This window comes from Neolewinella aquimaris (genome assembly GCF_014197245.1).
Taxonomy (GTDB): domain Bacteria; phylum Bacteroidota; class Bacteroidia; order Chitinophagales; family Saprospiraceae; genus Neolewinella; species Neolewinella aquimaris.
Map to the genome: position 1 here is coordinate 216,689 of NZ_JACIFF010000006.1, position 15,876 is coordinate 232,564.

At 56.1% G+C, this 15,876-nt stretch carries 17 protein-coding genes; 15 read left to right on the plus strand and 2 right to left on the minus strand.

Annotated features, from left to right (window positions below):
- Nucleotides 1-52 precede the first annotated feature (52 nt).
- From GGR28_RS12605 to GGR28_RS12650, 10 genes are all read left to right on the plus strand, one after another.
- A complete protein-coding gene (locus tag GGR28_RS12605) occupies nucleotides 53-523 on the plus strand; it encodes a redoxin domain-containing protein (protein ID WP_183496161.1) in 471 nt (156 codons plus the stop codon).
- Between the two features lie 27 nt (nucleotides 524-550).
- Complete coding sequence (locus GGR28_RS12610) at nucleotides 551-847, plus strand: ATP-dependent Clp protease adaptor ClpS (protein WP_183496162.1); 297 nt, start codon at nucleotides 551-553, stop codon at nucleotides 845-847.
- Between the two features lie 3 nt (nucleotides 848-850).
- The gene (gene aat, locus GGR28_RS12615) at nucleotides 851-1,534 is read left to right on the plus strand and encodes a leucyl/phenylalanyl-tRNA--protein transferase (protein ID WP_183496163.1); all 684 of its coding nucleotides are present in this window, start codon (nucleotides 851-853) and stop codon (nucleotides 1,532-1,534) included.
- A gap of 61 nt (nucleotides 1,535-1,595) precedes the next feature.
- Complete coding sequence (locus GGR28_RS12620) at nucleotides 1,596-2,441, plus strand: alpha/beta fold hydrolase (RefSeq protein ID WP_183496164.1); 846 nt, start codon at nucleotides 1,596-1,598, stop codon at nucleotides 2,439-2,441.
- 4 nt (nucleotides 2,442-2,445) lie between these two features.
- A complete protein-coding gene (locus GGR28_RS12625) occupies nucleotides 2,446-2,886 on the plus strand; it encodes a MarR family winged helix-turn-helix transcriptional regulator (protein ID WP_183496165.1) in 441 nt (146 codons plus the stop codon).
- Between the two features lie 23 nt (nucleotides 2,887-2,909).
- Nucleotides 2,910-3,500, plus strand: coding sequence for an SMC-Scp complex subunit ScpB (gene scpB / locus GGR28_RS12630; protein WP_183496166.1), 591 nt, complete (start codon nucleotides 2,910-2,912; stop codon nucleotides 3,498-3,500).
- Between the two features lie 12 nt (nucleotides 3,501-3,512).
- Nucleotides 3,513-4,019, plus strand: coding sequence for a DUF2480 family protein (locus GGR28_RS12635; protein WP_183496167.1), 507 nt, complete (start codon nucleotides 3,513-3,515; stop codon nucleotides 4,017-4,019).
- A 35-nt stretch (nucleotides 4,020-4,054) separates the two neighbouring features.
- Nucleotides 4,055-5,158: a PorP/SprF family type IX secretion system membrane protein gene (locus tag GGR28_RS12640; RefSeq protein ID WP_183496168.1), complete on the plus strand. Its 1,104-nt coding sequence runs from the start codon at nucleotides 4,055-4,057 to the stop codon at nucleotides 5,156-5,158.
- 47 nt (nucleotides 5,159-5,205) lie between these two features.
- Nucleotides 5,206-7,773, plus strand: a complete 2,568-nt coding sequence (locus tag GGR28_RS12645; protein WP_183496169.1) for an OmpA family protein — start codon at nucleotides 5,206-5,208, stop codon at nucleotides 7,771-7,773.
- A gap of 20 nt (nucleotides 7,774-7,793) precedes the next feature.
- On the plus strand, nucleotides 7,794-8,021 hold the full coding sequence (locus GGR28_RS12650; protein WP_183496170.1) for a DUF805 domain-containing protein: 228 nt from the start codon (nucleotides 7,794-7,796) through the stop codon (nucleotides 8,019-8,021).
- On the opposite strand, the gene nadA is transcribed toward GGR28_RS12650, so the two are convergent.
- Nucleotides 8,018-9,025: a quinolinate synthase NadA gene (gene nadA, locus GGR28_RS12655; protein ID WP_183496171.1), complete on the minus strand. Its 1,008-nt coding sequence runs from the start codon at nucleotides 9,023-9,025 to the stop codon at nucleotides 8,018-8,020. The genes GGR28_RS12650 and nadA overlap by 4 nt on opposite strands.
- Nucleotides 9,026-9,127: 102 nt before the next feature.
- Here nadA and GGR28_RS12660 point away from each other — a divergent pair, with 102 nt between their 5' ends.
- From GGR28_RS12660 to GGR28_RS12680, 5 genes are all read left to right on the plus strand, one after another.
- The gene (locus tag GGR28_RS12660; RefSeq protein WP_319936731.1) at nucleotides 9,128-10,210 is read left to right on the plus strand and encodes a Gfo/Idh/MocA family protein; all 1,083 of its coding nucleotides are present in this window, start codon (nucleotides 9,128-9,130) and stop codon (nucleotides 10,208-10,210) included.
- A 115-nt stretch (nucleotides 10,211-10,325) separates the two neighbouring features.
- Nucleotides 10,326-11,210 carry a DMT family transporter gene (locus tag GGR28_RS12665; RefSeq protein ID WP_183496173.1) on the plus strand — a complete coding sequence of 295 codons (885 nt, stop codon included), beginning with the start codon at nucleotides 10,326-10,328 and terminating at the stop codon, nucleotides 11,208-11,210.
- A 62-nt stretch (nucleotides 11,211-11,272) separates the two neighbouring features.
- A complete protein-coding gene (locus GGR28_RS12670; RefSeq protein WP_183496174.1) occupies nucleotides 11,273-12,676 on the plus strand; it encodes a BamA/TamA family outer membrane protein in 1,404 nt (467 codons plus the stop codon).
- 75 nt (nucleotides 12,677-12,751) lie between these two features.
- Nucleotides 12,752-13,636: an NAD kinase gene (locus GGR28_RS12675; protein WP_183496175.1), complete on the plus strand. Its 885-nt coding sequence runs from the start codon at nucleotides 12,752-12,754 to the stop codon at nucleotides 13,634-13,636.
- A 566-nt stretch (nucleotides 13,637-14,202) separates the two neighbouring features.
- On the plus strand, nucleotides 14,203-14,970 hold the full coding sequence (locus GGR28_RS12680; protein ID WP_183496176.1) for a hypothetical protein: 768 nt from the start codon (nucleotides 14,203-14,205) through the stop codon (nucleotides 14,968-14,970).
- Between the two features lie 73 nt (nucleotides 14,971-15,043).
- On the opposite strand, the gene GGR28_RS12685 is transcribed toward GGR28_RS12680, so the two are convergent.
- Nucleotides 15,044-15,649, minus strand: a complete 606-nt coding sequence (locus tag GGR28_RS12685) for a superoxide dismutase (protein WP_183496177.1) — start codon at nucleotides 15,647-15,649, stop codon at nucleotides 15,044-15,046.
- Between the last annotated feature and the right edge of the window lie 227 nt (nucleotides 15,650-15,876).

The window sequence follows — 15,876 nt, forward strand, 5'->3', positions numbered from 1 at the left end:
ATTCAACCTTCGGTCGGGTCAATTGTCTTAGCACTTCAATACAATTGCTGCCATGGCCCTGAAAATTGGTGACAAAGCCCCGTTGTTTAAATTATACAGTGATGAGCAAAAGGAGGTCGGTCTGGCTGATTTTACCGGTGGTCACCTGGTCGTTCTTTTCTTTCCGCTGGCGTTCACCGGCGTGTGTACGGAAGAGTTGTGTACCATGCGAGATTCGCTTGCGGAATACAATCGGCTGAAATCATCCGTTGTAGCTATAAGTGTGGATAGTGTATTCACGCTTGGGCGCTTCAAAGCCGCGCATGAACTGAACTTCCCCCTGTTGAGTGACTTCAATAAGGAGGTAAGCCGCCAGTACGGTGCCCTTTACGATACGTTCGTAATGGGAATGGAAGGCGTAAGTAAGCGGGCCGCCTTCGTCATCGACGAAGAGGGAGTGGTTCGGTACGCCGAGGTGCTCGAATCGGCGGGAGATCAGCCCGATTATTCGGCAATCAAGGAAACTTTGGCCGGCCTACAGTAGTTTTTTTAAGAATTAGCGCGTAAAGTTATGAGCATATTTGCATCCGGCCAGGAAGACGTCTTACTCGAAGAGGACATTGACGTAAGCATCGGGGAACCCGCCGACCTGATCGTTTTCAATGACGATCACAACACGTTCGACTGGGTCATGCAGAGCTTCGTGGATGTTCTGGGGCATTCCTCCGAGCAATCCGAACAATTGGCCCTTATGATTCACCTCAAGGGTAAGGCTACCGTTAAGTCGGCTGCCTTTAATGAGTTGCGTCCCAAGAAGGACGCACTCTGCGACCGCGGCCTCAGTGCCGTGATTGAGGGGAAAGGGTAGTAGATGCCCCTATATCGCCTCGACCCCCGGTTTCCGGAGTTGTTTCCCAACCCCCTGCGCGTAAACGGAGAAGGGCCTGCTTGTTTTGGTGGCGATCTTTCCCCGGATCGACTGTTTAATGCTTACCGTATTGGCTTTTTTCCCTGGTTTGCGGAAGGAGAACCCATCTTATGGTGGCATCCCGATCCCCGCTTCGTGCTTTTTCCGGAAAACCTGCGCGTCAGTAAGAGTATGCGCCCTTATTTCAATCAGCAGAAGTACCGGGTTACCTACGACACCTGCTTCCGTCGGGTGATGGAAGAGTGCCGCTCGCTACACCGTCCCGGGCAGTGGGGAAGTTGGATCACGGACGAGCTGATTGCGGGCTACGGTGCCCTTCACGATCTCGGGATTGCCCATAGCGTAGAAGTATACGAAGAGGATGAACTCGTGGGAGGGCTCTACGGTCTTGCCCTGGGCAAGGTATTTTTCGGAGAAAGTATGTTCTTCAAGCGACCGAACGCGAGCAAGTTTGGCTTCATCTCGCTTGTCCGCCGGTTGGAAAGTAAGGGCTACCGGATGATCGATTGCCAGCAGGAGACGGGTCACCTCCGGAGTCTCGGAGGGCAGGCGATACCCCGGATTGAATTTATCGACCACCTGGAAGGCATCGATGGAGAGGAATCCGAGCGGGGCAAATGGCACTGATGTGCGGCTTACCCAACTGCCCCGCTGCTGGCGGTGTTAATCCCGCAAGCATTCGTTACTTATGACTACGCACTTCTGGCTTACCGCCGATAAACCCGATTCCGATCCTTCCGCTCCCCAAGACCGGCTCTTTGTGCGGCAGTACGGCCAGGGCACCGCGCTGTTGATTGCGCTGCACGGGTTCGGACGCAACGGGGCTCGGATGGAGCGGCTGGGTACTCACCTGGGCGACCACTTCACCACGCTGGCACCCGATCTGCCCTACCACGGAAAGTCGGAATGGTACACGGATCGGTACTCCACCGAGGAGCTTACCGCATTACTCCAGCAGCTACTGGATCGCTACCCGGATCGGCCCGTGTACTTGCTAGGTCACAGCCTCGGCGGGCGCTACCTGAGCTCCTGCCTGGCCGGTCTGCACCACGACAAGCTCTGCGATCTCGCCCTCGTTGCCCCCGATGGTGCCGGAGGGCGCTACACCAACTGGATCGATACCCTCCCCGCCACCCTGGTCAAACCCCTGGCGCGGCTGTCGGAACGGCCACGGGCAATCCTGCGGATGAGCCAGTGGTTGAGTAAGCGCGGACTGATTAACCGGTATTCCACCGAATACCTGAAGTATAACCTCAACGACCGACCGTTTCGGCGGCGGCTGGCGGGCACCCTGAGAAGCGTGCTGAAATTCCCCCCGCGGCCGGCCGCTTTCGAACGGGCCCTACGGGACAGAAACATGAGTTGTACGGTCTTCGTCGGAGATAAGGACCCGTTGCTGCACCACGATCGGTTAAGTAGTATGTACGAACCCCTGCCGTCCGTCACGCTGCAGCGGTACGTCGGCAGTCACTGGCTTCCGGAACAGTTACTGGCCGAATACTACCGAAATAGTTTGGTGACTGCCTTACCTTAGCTGCGTGTCACCACTCGCTTACCCCAACGTCGGTACGGTACTAGACCGGACCACCCGCCTGCTCAAACAACACTACCTCCGCGCTTTTAAGGATGAGGGCATTGAAATTAGTACCGAGCAGTGGGTCCTGCTGGACCGGTTATATACGGACGGAGATGCCAGTCAGACCGACCTTGCGAACGGTACGTTTAAGGACGCTCCTACGGTAAGCAGGATCATCGATAAGCTGGCGAAAAAGAAGCTGGTGGAGCGCCGCCGTTTTCCGAACGATCGCCGCCGGTACCAGGTCGTGATCACCGAAGCCGGCCGGAATATCCACGAGCGCATCATGCCCTACGTCAAAGACCTCCGTCGTCAAACCTGGGAAGGCCTTACCGAAGCGGATTACGAGCGGTTACAGGAACTCCTCCGGCACATCCGCGGAAATTTCGGCGAGGAAGACTAATCCTTCACCCATACCCCTAGCCATTGGAATCTCTTGCTCAACACATTGAAGCCCTGATCTTCGCTTCTCCCCAGCCGATACCGCTTGCGGAAATTCGCGCGGTACTCCAGGAAACCTTCGGCCTGGAGTTCGCGGACACCCAGTTGTTGGAATGCATCGCCGAGCTCCGCCGCCGCTACGACCACGCGCAACACAGCTTTGAGGTCATCGAGATAGCCGGGGGGTACCAGTTTATGAGTAAGGGCACCTACCACCAGACCATTGGGGTACACTTACGTCAGCAGAGCACCAAGAAACTTAGCCGCTCGGCCCTGGAGACCCTGAGTATTATCGCCTACCGACAGCCGGTGACCCGGTCCGAACTGGAAAAGATTCGGGGCGTCAGCTGCGATTATGCCCTGCAGAAACTATTGGAAAAGGAGCTTGTTACCATTATCGGCCGGTCGGAAAGCGTAGGTAAACCCCTGCTGTACGGCGCGACCGAAAAATTTATGGACTATTTCGGCATTCGGTCAATGGCCGATCTGCCCCAGCCCCGCGAGTTCAAACTACCGGAGCAAACCATCGGCGAGCCCGAGGAGCTGATGGTCGAGGTGGCGGAAGAAGCCGGCTAACACGCAACCCCCATGGTCAACAAAGTCGCCGCCGCAGGCCTGATTACGCTCAAGTTGGAAGATTACTGGCCCGAACGGGCACTGGTGCCGTTCGACCTGAAGGAGTACCTCTTTATGGAGTTGATCCTGAAGGAGAAGGATTTTCGTGAAGCCATCAAAGAGCACGATTTTAGTCAGTATCAGGACAAAGTCCTGCTGGTGTATTGCTCCGCCGACGCCATCATCCCGGCCTGGGCCTACATGCTGGTTGCCGCTGCGGCGGTGCCCTATACCGCCGACATTTACCAGGGTACCGAAGCGGAGTACCTGCGCGATCACTACCGGCGTGCGGTTGATCGGCTGGACCCGGAAAACTTTGCCGACCAGCGCGTCGTGATCAAGGGGTGCGGAGACCGGGAAGTGCCGGCCGCCGCCTATCTGGAGATCACCGCCAAGCTGCGGCCCGTAGCCCGATCGATTATGTTCGGCGAGCCCTGCAGCACGGTTCCGGTATACAAACGGCCGCTGGTCAGGAAGTAGTTACTGGTGCTTATCTTGGGCCGTAAACCTTGCCCATGCGATCGAGTCACTACCTGCTTGCGTTTTTGTTTTTTTGCTGCTCGCTGGCGGTGAGGTCGCAGGACAATCACTTCACCCTCCACGACTACAATCCCCTGTGGTTAAATCCGGCACAGACCGGCGCATACAGTGGAAGCCTGCGGGTGGGGGGCATCTACCGGGGCCAGTGGTACACCCTTAATGGCCTCAGCACGCCCAGTGCCTACGTCGACGCGCCGGTCATCAAGGGCCTGCGTAAGTACGACTGGATCGGGGTGGGGGCCAATCTGGTCAGCGACAAGGCCGGCACGACCGGCGACCTGGGATTAAAATCTACCTTCTTCGGATTCTCCGCTGCCTACCACCTCGCCCTGGATGACAATCGCCGCAACGTATTCACCCTAGGTGCTCAGTACGGAAGCACTACGTACAGTCTGGATGTAGGTTCGGCCACCCTGAGCCAACAACTTACCATCGACCCCTCCCTGGGTGGCGGGGGACAGACACAGGGCGAGCTCAAGCCCAGCAACGCCGAAGGAAGCGGGAGTGACAAGAGCTACAACGACATCAACGCCGGGGTCATGTTGCGCTCCGTACTGGACCCGAAGAAAAGCAACCTGCTGGAGGTAGGCGTAAGCGTCCTTCACCTCAACGGGCCGAAACGTGGCACCCTGCTTACCCCAAGTACGGATACACTGGCCGTGGACACGACGACCCTGGGAACCCGGGCCGGTGACAACGAGCGCCGTCGCCGATCGACGCTGCACGGCCACGCGCGCCTGGATCTGGAATTGAGTGAAAAGTGGCGGTTTCAGCCCTCGCTCTTCGTGCAGTCTTCCAGCTCGGTTACCTCCGCTTCCGTGCAGGCCTGGGGCAGTCGGGCGCTTAAGCCCAACCTTAACCTTCGGTTAGGGCTCGGGTATCGTACGGGCGACGCGGCGCAGGTGCTAATAGGTCTGGACTATGAGCAAATCCGGGCAGCCCTTAGCTACGACATCACCCTCAGCCAGTCCCGAACGGTAACGAATTACCAGGGAGCGTTCGAATTGTCGGCACAGTACATTTTTAATATTTACAAAAAGCCAACGGTCGTACCCGCGATGTTGTGCCCGAGAATTTAATGCCTGCCGGCCACGTTTTTAATCGTTCACTTATTCCCGCCCATTCCATGATACGGACCCTTACGGATACTTTACGGGACACCAAGTCGCTACTGCTCACGGCACTCTTCCTGGCCGTCGCCCTGCCCTCCTTCGCCCAGCCGCTCGCCGGCAGCTCCAACGAAGAACAACTACTGGCCGCCGCGGACTCCGCCCGCGTTACCTACAATTGGACCGTGGCCCTCGATACCTACCGGGAGCTACACGACAAGAACGACGAGGACTACCTGCTGCCCCTGATGGCACAGATGAACTACGAGCTGCGCGACGTGGCAGCCGGCATCCGGGGGTATACCCAGACCTTTCGCCGTATTGAAGCAAGCGATACGACCAATAACATCCACCGCTTTTATTTCGGCCGCCTGCTCAAGATGGACCAGCAGTACGACGAGGCGGTGACCTACCTGACAAACTTCCTGCAGCATAACGACGACCCCGTACTCGGCCAACTTGCCCGGATGGAGATCGAAGGTGCCCGCATGTACCGCGATGCCGTGGCGGAAACCGGGGAGGTGGCGCTGGAATTACTAGACCGCAAGATCAATACCGTGTGGAGCGAATACTCGCCCGTCTACAGCGCCAACGAAAACACCCTGTACTACGCTACGGTAAAGGCGACAACGCCGGTAGAACTAACGGACGCCAACGATGAGAATACCTTTTTGCGGATCTACCGCTCGGTACGGGACGAGGAAGGGGAGTGGGAAAATCCGGAGCCCCTGGGACGGGAGGTGAACCGTCCGGGTGTCCACAGCGCCAATCCGAGCCTGAGTGCCGATGGTCGCCGGTTGTACTACAATCGCCTGGCCATGAACAGCAACAAGGTAGCGGAGGCCAAAATCTACCTGAGCGACGTGGACGATACCGGCTGGAAAAGCGGCAATCCCGTATCCGGGATCAACAGCGACGACTATCTCGCCCTGCAACCTGCGACGGGGGAGCTGTTTGGCGAAGAGGTGCTGTTCTTCGTAAGCGATATGGACGGCGGGTACGGCGGCTTCGACATCTACTATGCCACTTACGAGGGGGAAGGCCGCTACGCTACCCCCGTTAACCTCGGTGAAAAAATCAATACCGTAGGTGACGATATGACTCCGTTCTACTTTGACGGAACCCTCTACTTCAGCACCGACGGACTTCCTACCATGGGGGGCACCGACCTCTTCTATTCCGCCTGGAACGGCAGCGAATGGAGCACCCCGGAAAACATGGGGCCGGGATTTAACAGCAGCGTCGACGACCAGAGCCTGAGCGTCTACGGTAATGGGCTGATCGGATTTATGACCAGCAATCGGCCCGGAGAGGGCCGGTCGGTAAAGAGCAAGACCTGCTGCGACGATATTTACGGTTTCGAGATCGCGAGCCTTTACGCGAATCTGGTGGTCGGTCTGTTCAGCGAAGCGCGACAGCCCCTTAATAACGGAACCATCGAGCTGCAGCCCATCCGGAACGGACAGCCGGAGGGGCCCGGATCCCAGAAAAGCCGCGACAACGGCAACCGCTTCGATTTCGCCCTCGTGCTCGAGACGGAGTACAGCGTCATTGCCAAGCATCCGGGCTACTACCCGGATACTGTGGAGTTGAACACCCTGGGCCTGGAGGAGAGCAAAAGCTTTGAGCAGGTATTCTTCCTGAAACCGATTCCCGTCGATCCCGCCACCATTCCCGTTTACGATACCATCGAGATCGAAGAGTCCATCGCACTGGAAAATATTCTCTACGATCTGGACAAGTCCAATATCCGACCCGATGCCGAGGGGGACCTCCGGGTGTTGGCCGCACTCATGCAGCAGTATCCCGAACTGGTCATTGAGCTGAGTTCTCACACCGACTTCAGGGGGCAGGATGAGTACAACCTGAACCTGAGCAAGCGACGGGCGGACGCGGCCCGCCGGTGGCTTATCGCTAAGGGAGACGTCGCCGCCAACCGGGTTAAGTTTGAAGGATACGGAGAGACGGTACCGCTGGTCGTTTCCGAACGACTGGCCGGCCGCACGGGAATCTTTCAGCCGGGCGATACCCTGAGTGAAGCCTACATCAACGCTCTGCCGAACAACGAGCAACGGGAGATCGCCCACCAGCTCAACCGCCGCACGGAATTCAAGGTGCTCGAAGGGCCGACTACCATCATCATTCGGCGTGATATCATCGAACGGGCCATCGAAGGCCCCGACCGCAATACCGAACCGCGCGATAGCATTAGTCCGAAAAGCACCCTGCACGGTAAATCCAAGGCCGAGATCGACGGATTACCCATTCTCCAGTTCGACCGACGCGAGATCGATCTTGGAAAAGTAAAGCAGGGGGAGAAAAGAACCTTCACCTATACCTTCGTTAACGAGGGGAAGGTCCCAGCCCAGATCATGCTGATCCAGGCGTGTGAGTGTACGACGATCGAACACGACAACTCCAACGTATACGCACCCGGCGACCGGGGCACGCTGCAGGTCACCTTCGATAGTGCCAGCAAGGAAGAAGCCGAGACCATCGGTATCGACATTTTCCTTGAGCAGAGTGATCGCAACGGAAGACCGGTGATCGAACTCGTAGAATACAGCTTCGATATCGAGGAATGATCGCCGGGTACCTCAAAGGGTTGCGCCGTTTCGGTGATTTCGGTGGACGGAGCGACTGGAAGGAATACGCCTCCTTTCTCGGAATCAACCTGGGGGTCACCCTATGCCTGCACGGATTGGAGCAGTGGTCGGGGGATGGGTTTTTCGGTACCGTCGCCCTATTCTACAGTATTCTGGTGCTGCTGCCGGGGCTAGCGATAACCGTCCGCTTCGTTCGCTACCTGAAGGGAAGAGGTTCAACGGTTTAGAGGCCGGCGCGGGCGGAGATCTCCAGCATTCGGTCGATACTTTTTACTCCTTTTTCAATGACCCACTCAGGGAGGGTAATCTCCGGCATCTCATACTTCATGCAGAGGTAGAGCTTCTCCATGGTGTTGCGCTTCATGTGCGGGCATTCGTTGCAGGCGCAGGTATTGTTCGGCGGGGCGGGATAGAAGACCTTGTCGGGGGCGGCCAGTTCCATCTGGTGGATGATGCCGGGTTCCGTAGCGACGATGTACTCGCTGTGGGGGCTCTCGCGGGTAAAGCGTAGTAGACTGGAAGTGGAGCCGACGTGGTCTGCCATATCCAAGATGTGGGCTTCACATTCGGGGTGAGCGATTAAGGCCGCGTTAGGGTGAGCGATCTTGAGCTTGGTGATCTTTTCGTGGCTGAAGATCTCGTGGACCATACAGCTGCCGTTCCACAACACCATGTCGCGACCGGTTTCCTTAATCAGCCACCGACCGAGATTGACGTCGGGGGCGAAAATGATGGGCTGATCGAGGGGAATGGAGTCGATCACGTGGCGCGCGTTGGTACTCGTGCAGCAGATGTCCGTCAGCGTCTTTAGCTCCGCGGTACAGTTGATGTAACTGACGACGATATGGTCCGGGTACTTTTCCTTGAATTTTGCGAAAACGGGGGCGGGGCAGGAATCGGCCAGGCTGCATCCGGCCTTCAGATCGGGGAGGAGGACCTTCTTCTGTGGGCTGAGCATCTTGGCGGTCTCGGCCATAAAGTGAACGCCGGCAAATACGATGATATCGGCGTCGGTGGAGGCGGCTTGCTGACTCAGGCCCAGGCTGTCGCCGATGTAGTCGGCAATATCCTGAATCTCCGACTCCTGATAGTAATGGGCCAGAATAACGGCGTTGCGCTCCTTCTTCAACCGGTTGATCTCCTCGGCCAGATCGAGGGTCGGGTCTACGTCGAGGTCTAAATAGCCGCGGCGTTTGAGGTTGCGAGTAGCGAGATCGATTTCGGCGGACATCTGGAGTAATTGAAAGTTTAGGAACGCCAATATAACCGCTGGGGTGCGAATTGGTTGCTTTGCTTAATAATAAAACTAAGTACCTTCCGGGTGAATGCCACGGTGACTGCGAGCGAAGCTCCCGTAAATACACGGCACCCGCGTACCCGCCCAAACAAATTGCTACCTTGGTCCCGACCAAAATACATTGCCATCGCCACATTTCATTGGGCCATTCTCGGCCTCGGTAACATCGCACATCAGTTTGCCCAGGACCTTGCCTTGATCGAAGATGCCCGGTTGGTTGCGGTGGGTTCTCGTTCCCAGGAAAGGGCCAATGCGTTCGCGGAACAGTACGGTGCGGAACATGCGGCGGGCACCTACGAACAGACCTTCGAGGGTCCAAGAATCGATGCGGTGTACATTGCTACCCCGCATTCCGGACACCTGGAACTTACGTTATTGTGCCTGCGGCGCGGCATACCCGTACTGTGTGAGAAGCCGCTGGGGATGAGTTACGGTGCCGTCGAACAGATGGTGCTTGCCGCGCGCGAGAGTGGGGTGTATTTAATGGAGGCCCTGTGGTCGCGTTTTCTACCCGCGCTGGTGGAAGCCAAAAAGGCGATTGACGGCGGTGCGATCGGCAGGGTAGAGGGGTTGCGGGCGGACTTTGGCTTCCTCGGTCAACCGCGGGAGGATTATTCCCGTGATCGGCTCTATAACCCAGCGCTCGGTGGGGGAGCGCTCCTCGATATCGGTATTTATCCGATCTGGCTGGCTCAGTACATATTCGGCGCGCCCGTCGAAATCAACGCGACGGCGCGGGTGACGGACGCAGGTGCGGATGTGGATACCCAGGTCACGCTACGGTATGCTGGTGGAGCGTTGGCACACTGTTACTCCACCCTCTTGGGCATCACCAAGTGCGATGCGCTTTTACTGGGGTCGGAGGGGGCATTGCACATTCATCCCCGTTTTCATGAGTCGCGCGGGTACAGCGTTCTGCGGGGGAAGAACGATCCGCCCGTCAATCATTACCACCCGTTCGACGGGAAGGGGTACCTGTTTGAGGCCAGAGCGGTGATGGAGGATGTGCGGGCCGGCCGTAGGGAGTCAGCGCAGTGGTCGTTGGAAGACAGTCTGTTGCTGCACAAAACTCTAACGGAGGTGCGGCGGCAAATTGGGGTGAGCTATGCGGGGGAATAGATTTTTTTGAATCTGATCGGGGTTTTTTTGGTGAAGTCGGGCGGGTTTTGTACAGCGGTCCAACGGGGGGTACCCGTCCAACCGGTATACCCCGTCCAACCGGTACCTTCGCCGCATGCAGGACCGACCGACCGTAATGGACTTCCTCACCCTGATCGGTTTGAGTCTGATCTGGGGCACCAGCTACATTCTCATCAAGTGGGGACTGGACGTATTTTCCGCCCGGCAGATCGCCGTACTGCGGTTGGGGCTGTCGGCCCTGGCGCTGGCACCCTTCGCGGTGACCCACCTCCGTCGCATTAGCCCCGGGCAGCTGCCCGTTTTGTTGCTCGTGGGGCTGACGGGGACGGCCATTCCCTCCTTCCTTTTCCCGATCGCCCAGGGGCACCTCAGCAGCAGCCTCACCGGAATGCTCAGCAGCCTTACTCCGCTGTGTACCTTCCTGGTTGCCTGGCTGGTGTTTCGCAACCGACCCGTACGCGAGCAAGTCATCGGCATCGTCGTAGGACTCATGGGGGCCGTGTTGCTCGCCTACGTGACCCCCGGAGAGGGCACCCAGAGCAGTCAACTTGCGTACGCCGGTCTGGTACTGGCCGCGTGTTTCTGCTACGGCACCTCGGCGAACCTGGTGGCCAATTACTTTCGCGACCTGCCCTCGCTGACCATTACCGTCACCAGTTTTTTTCTCATCGGCCTGCCGGCGCTGATCTACGCCTTTACTGCCGGTGGGGTAGTACCTACGGTTCAGGAGGCCGGCACGGCGGGTTGGTGGGCACTGGTGTACGTAACTATTTTGGCGGTCGGCAGCACCGTACTGGCAAGTTTCGTGTTCTTTCGATTGGTACAGCGGACCGGGGCCGTGTTTGCCAGTACCGTTAGTTACCTGATTCCGGTCGTCGCCCTGTTGTGGGGGCTTTTCGACGACGAGCGTTTCGCCCTCCTTCAGTTGCCGGCCATCGGCCTGGTGTTACTCGGGGTCTTTCTCAGTAAGCGTAAGTGATGGGACAAACTAACAAAGTCATAATTGCGTACTTAGAGCCTGCCTACCGTATCATCCGCTAAATGAGGCTAACTGCCATTATTCTACTGCTGTTGTTTCCCCTGCTCGCCCAGGCAGGGCCGGGAGATTCCGTGCTCGTCGAGGAAGTGATCCTACTGGGGCACCGCAAAACCCGTCCTAGGGTGGTGTACCGGGAAATGACCTTTGGGCGCGGCGATAAACTGGCCCTCGACGATTTCGACCACGATGTCGGGCGCAGTTACAACAACCTCATGAATTCGGGCCTATTCGCTTCCGTCGATCTGGAGTACGACAGTACGCAAGTGCGGGGGGGTGGTAGCGTGACCATCACCGTCCGCATGCGGGAGACGTGGTACATCTATCCGGTGCCCGTTTTTGAACTGGCCGACCGCAATTTTAACGTGTGGTGGACGGAGGAAGAGCGCTCGCTCGATCGGGTAAACGTGGGCGGTAAACTGACTTACTATAATTTTACGGGGCAACGCGACCGGCTCAAACTAGGGTTTACGACGGGTTACACCCGCTCCCTGCAGGCAAGCTACCGGTTACCCTACCTCAACCGGGCCGGGTCGATCGGTATGGAAATTGAATTCAGCAATCTGCGCCGGCGGGAACAGAACTACCTGACCCTGGACAACCGTCAGGAATTTTACTTCAATCCCGATGCCTTCGTTTACCGGCGATCCAACCTCGACTTGTCCCTCAGCTACCGAAAAAAGATATACGTATCCCACCATTTATCCATTGGTTGGCGGCAATCGGAAGTAGCGGATACGATCGGCAGCGTACTGAATCCCGAATTCTATGGGGGGGGACGTACCCAGCAGAAATACTTCCGGCTGGCCTACGATTTCCAGAACGATCGACGGGATATCCGGAACTACCCCTGGAAAGGAAAATTTCTGTCCGTAGGCATCGCCAAGGAAGGGTTAGGGATATACGGCCAGCGCGACGGACTCGAAATTCACGGCGATTATCGAAAGTTCGTACCCTTTGGGAAACGCTATTCCCTAAATTATGCGATAGCGGCAAAATATAGTCTCATCCGGACCCGCCAACCCTTCCTGGAAAACCGGGCCATTGGTTTTGGTAACAACGGCCTCATTGGATACCAATTTTACGTCGTAGACGGCTTGGATATGCTCATCTGGCGGCTGGGCGTGCGGCGGGAGCTAATTAAAACGAAGGTGGATCTCGGAAAGCTGGTCTTTATCGATGCCTTCCGGTATATCCCCCTGCGGGTATTGGTTTCCTTACAGTTTAATCAGGGTATCGCCAATGCACCCTTCGTGGACGGAACCAACCGCCTCAACAACAACCTACTTACCGGAATGGGCGCTGGAATAGATCTGGTGCTGTATTACGATATGGTGGCGGGGGTGCAGTACAACCGTAATCACCTGGGCGAAGATGGCGTGTACTTAAACCTTAACCTTAGTTTCTAGCACACGACTTCGGACTCGGAGGCCGCCGGTGCGGGATTATTTCGTAACCTTGTTGCGCGTCTAATTTTCCCCGCCATGCAGGTTGTAATTTATAGTCAGGTTTACAAAGAATCCGATCGGGAACCGGTGCAGGAGCTGTTCAACCTACTGGCGGCAGAGAATTTTTCCACCTACGTTTACGGTCCTTATCTGGAGCAAATCCGGCCCCACATTCGGTTTTTGCGGGATGTAGGGGTATTCGAGAGCCACCTCGATTTCCGGATCAAGAAATTCGACATGCTCATTACCCTCGGGGGTGATGGCACGATCCTGAACGCAATGCTCACGATCAAGGACTACAAAATTCCTATTCTGGGCATTAATCTCGGACGGCTCGGATTCCTCGCACGCGTAGAGAAGAGCAAAATGTCCGAAGCCATGCGGCTACTGGCGCGCGGGCGGTTTGAGACGGAAAAGCGGGATATGCTTTATCTAGAAAGCAATCTACCCATATTCGGAGAAACCCCCTACGCGCTCAACGACTTTACGCTGCTGAAGCGGGACACCTCCTCGATGATTACCATACATACGTATATCAACGGAGCCTATCTCAACAGTTACTGGGCCGACGGCATTATCGTAGCGACGCCTACCGGAAGTACCGGTTACAGCCTGAGTTGCGGAGGGCCTATTGTATTCCCGGGGAGCGGTAATTTCGTAGTCACTCCCGTCGCCCCCCATAATCTGAACGTACGTCCGATTGTAATCAGTGACGATGCCGTAATCAGTTTTCAGATCGAAGGCCGGGCCGATAACTTCCTATCTACGCTTGATTCACGCTTCGAAACCGTTACCGCGGCCCACGAATTGGCGGTACGAAAGAACGATTTCGGTATCGACCTCGTCAAACTTCCCGACATCACCTTCATGGATACCCTGCGCGGAAAGCTAAACTGGGGCGAAGACCGTAGGAATCACTAAGCCTCCCATAAACACCGGAAGCTGATTTTTAGCCTTCGTTCGCACGGTAGAATCACCATTAAACCTCGCCGCTCTTTTTTGCTTAATAGTGGGAAAAATATGGCGCGCTGCCCGGGTTCCTTCTTGTAAATGAGCAATCTCCCCTATATACCCCACCTTTGTACCGTGACAAGAAGGTTTTACAAAAGTAAAATTGTGGCACCGAGAGGGTATAGCCGGGTCAGACATACCTAGAACTAATGATATAAAATTACATGTGTACCGGCAGGGAACCTATTAATGAGGGCAGGGACTAGCAGATTATGAAAATATTTTCATATACTTGCATTCAAATAGAACATTTGATACGTATATATCCTTTATAGCATTATAATGGAGCATTTGTCTGCTTCGATCTAAGCCCCCACCCTTTCTTATAAGCACCATTCCCTAGAAAGACATAATCAAAGTTGTTTGATACAAAGGGCTCAACATTAACTAAATCGTTTCACATTCAATAGTCAGCGCATTTCCCGCTCGTTCGGGGGCAGCGCGGTTATCGATCTATTCACTCAAATCTGATATTAATGGCCAGTTTCAAAAAAGAATTAAAGGCGATCATGTCGCGCTTCGACGCCGCCCAGGAAGCCTTCTCTGATGGCGTTAACAAGCAGGAGAAAACCAAGAAGAAGCTCAAATCCGCCAAGGCTAAAATCAAAAGCCTGGAGCAGAAGATCGCCAGCCTCGAACAGGAACTGAAAGTCTCCAAAAAGAAGACGAAGAAAGTTCCCGATTCCGCCGCCGGAGAAACGCCTAAGGCTAAGTCCAAGCGGAAGTACAACAAGTCAAAGGAAACGAAGTCTACCGGTGCACTCCGTAGCCGCTCGAAGAAGGAATCTACTCCGGTAGCCACTTCCGCTTCAGACAACAGCACCTCTTCGGAAGAAATGGCACAGGCCGTCTCCGATGCCCCCGACACCGTAAGTGAAGCCGCCGCCGAAAAGACCGCACCAAAGTCACGCCGTGGTCGTCCCCGCAAGACACAGGGTGCCGCCAAGTCGAATCGCAAGACCGCCACTGCCCGCAAAAGCTCTGAAACCGGTACCGGTACCGGTCGTCGCGGCCGCCCCTCCACCAAGGGCCCAGCCAGCGAGTTGACCAAAATTAGCGGAGTAGGCGCGACGATGGCCACCCGTTTCGAAGAAGCCGGAGTAAAGACCGTTGAGCAATTCGCTACGCTATCCGACGACGACATGAAGGACGTGCTGCAGAAATGTGGCCCGCGCTACCGTAACGCCGACGGTGAAAAGATGGAGTCTTACCGCTCCGCCGCACGGGAGGCAATGGCATCGTAAAGGGTATTCATACCGCATAAAAAAACCGCCGCCCGGTACCGGGTGGCGGTTTTTTTTATGCGGTATGGAGAATTTACTTCGCTTCGGTATAGCGCTTGCTTACCTCATCCCAATTCACCACGTCGAAGAAAGCGGAAACGTAGTCCGGCCGGCGGTTTTGGTAATTCAGGTAATAGGCGTGCTCCCATACGTCCAGGCCGAGGATGGGCGTGCCGCGTTCGTCGGCGACATCCATCAGCGGATTGTCCTGGTTGGGAGTGGAAGTAATGCCAAGTCCACCGCCGTTCTTAACGATCAGCCAGGCCCACCCGGAACCGAATCGACTGCCGGCTGCGTCGGAAAACTTCTCCTTGAAGGAATCGTAACTACCGAACGCCTGGTCGATGGCCTGTGCGAGTTCACCGCTGGGCTTACCGCCGCCGTTGGGACTCATTACTTTCCAGAACAGGCTGTGGTTATAGAATCCGCCGCCGTTGTTGCGGACCGCGGTGCTGGCGGAGCTTACGTTGGCGAGGATCTCCTCAATGGACTTGTCGGCCATCTCCGAGCCTTCCACCGCGGCGTTTAATTTCGTGGTATATCCGGCGTGGTGCTTGCCGTGGTGAATTTCCATCGTACGGGCGTCAATGCTGGGTTCGAGGGCATCAAAGGCATACGGAAGATCGGGTAATTTGAACATGCTTGTGCTGTGTTTTGGGTTAAGAGTATGTGGCGGGTACGCAGGTGCAGTGCCCTTCAGTTACAACGTAGCAGTGCAATCAGGGTTGACCGTCGAAAGTATTCGCACTCGATTGATGCGGTTTCAGATGGTATATATGAAGTAGATAAGCAGATAGGTCAGGGTTAGCCAAAAACCCATCCTTACGAAGTCGCGTCTCATTGCCGGAGGTATCGGGGGTGTAAAGG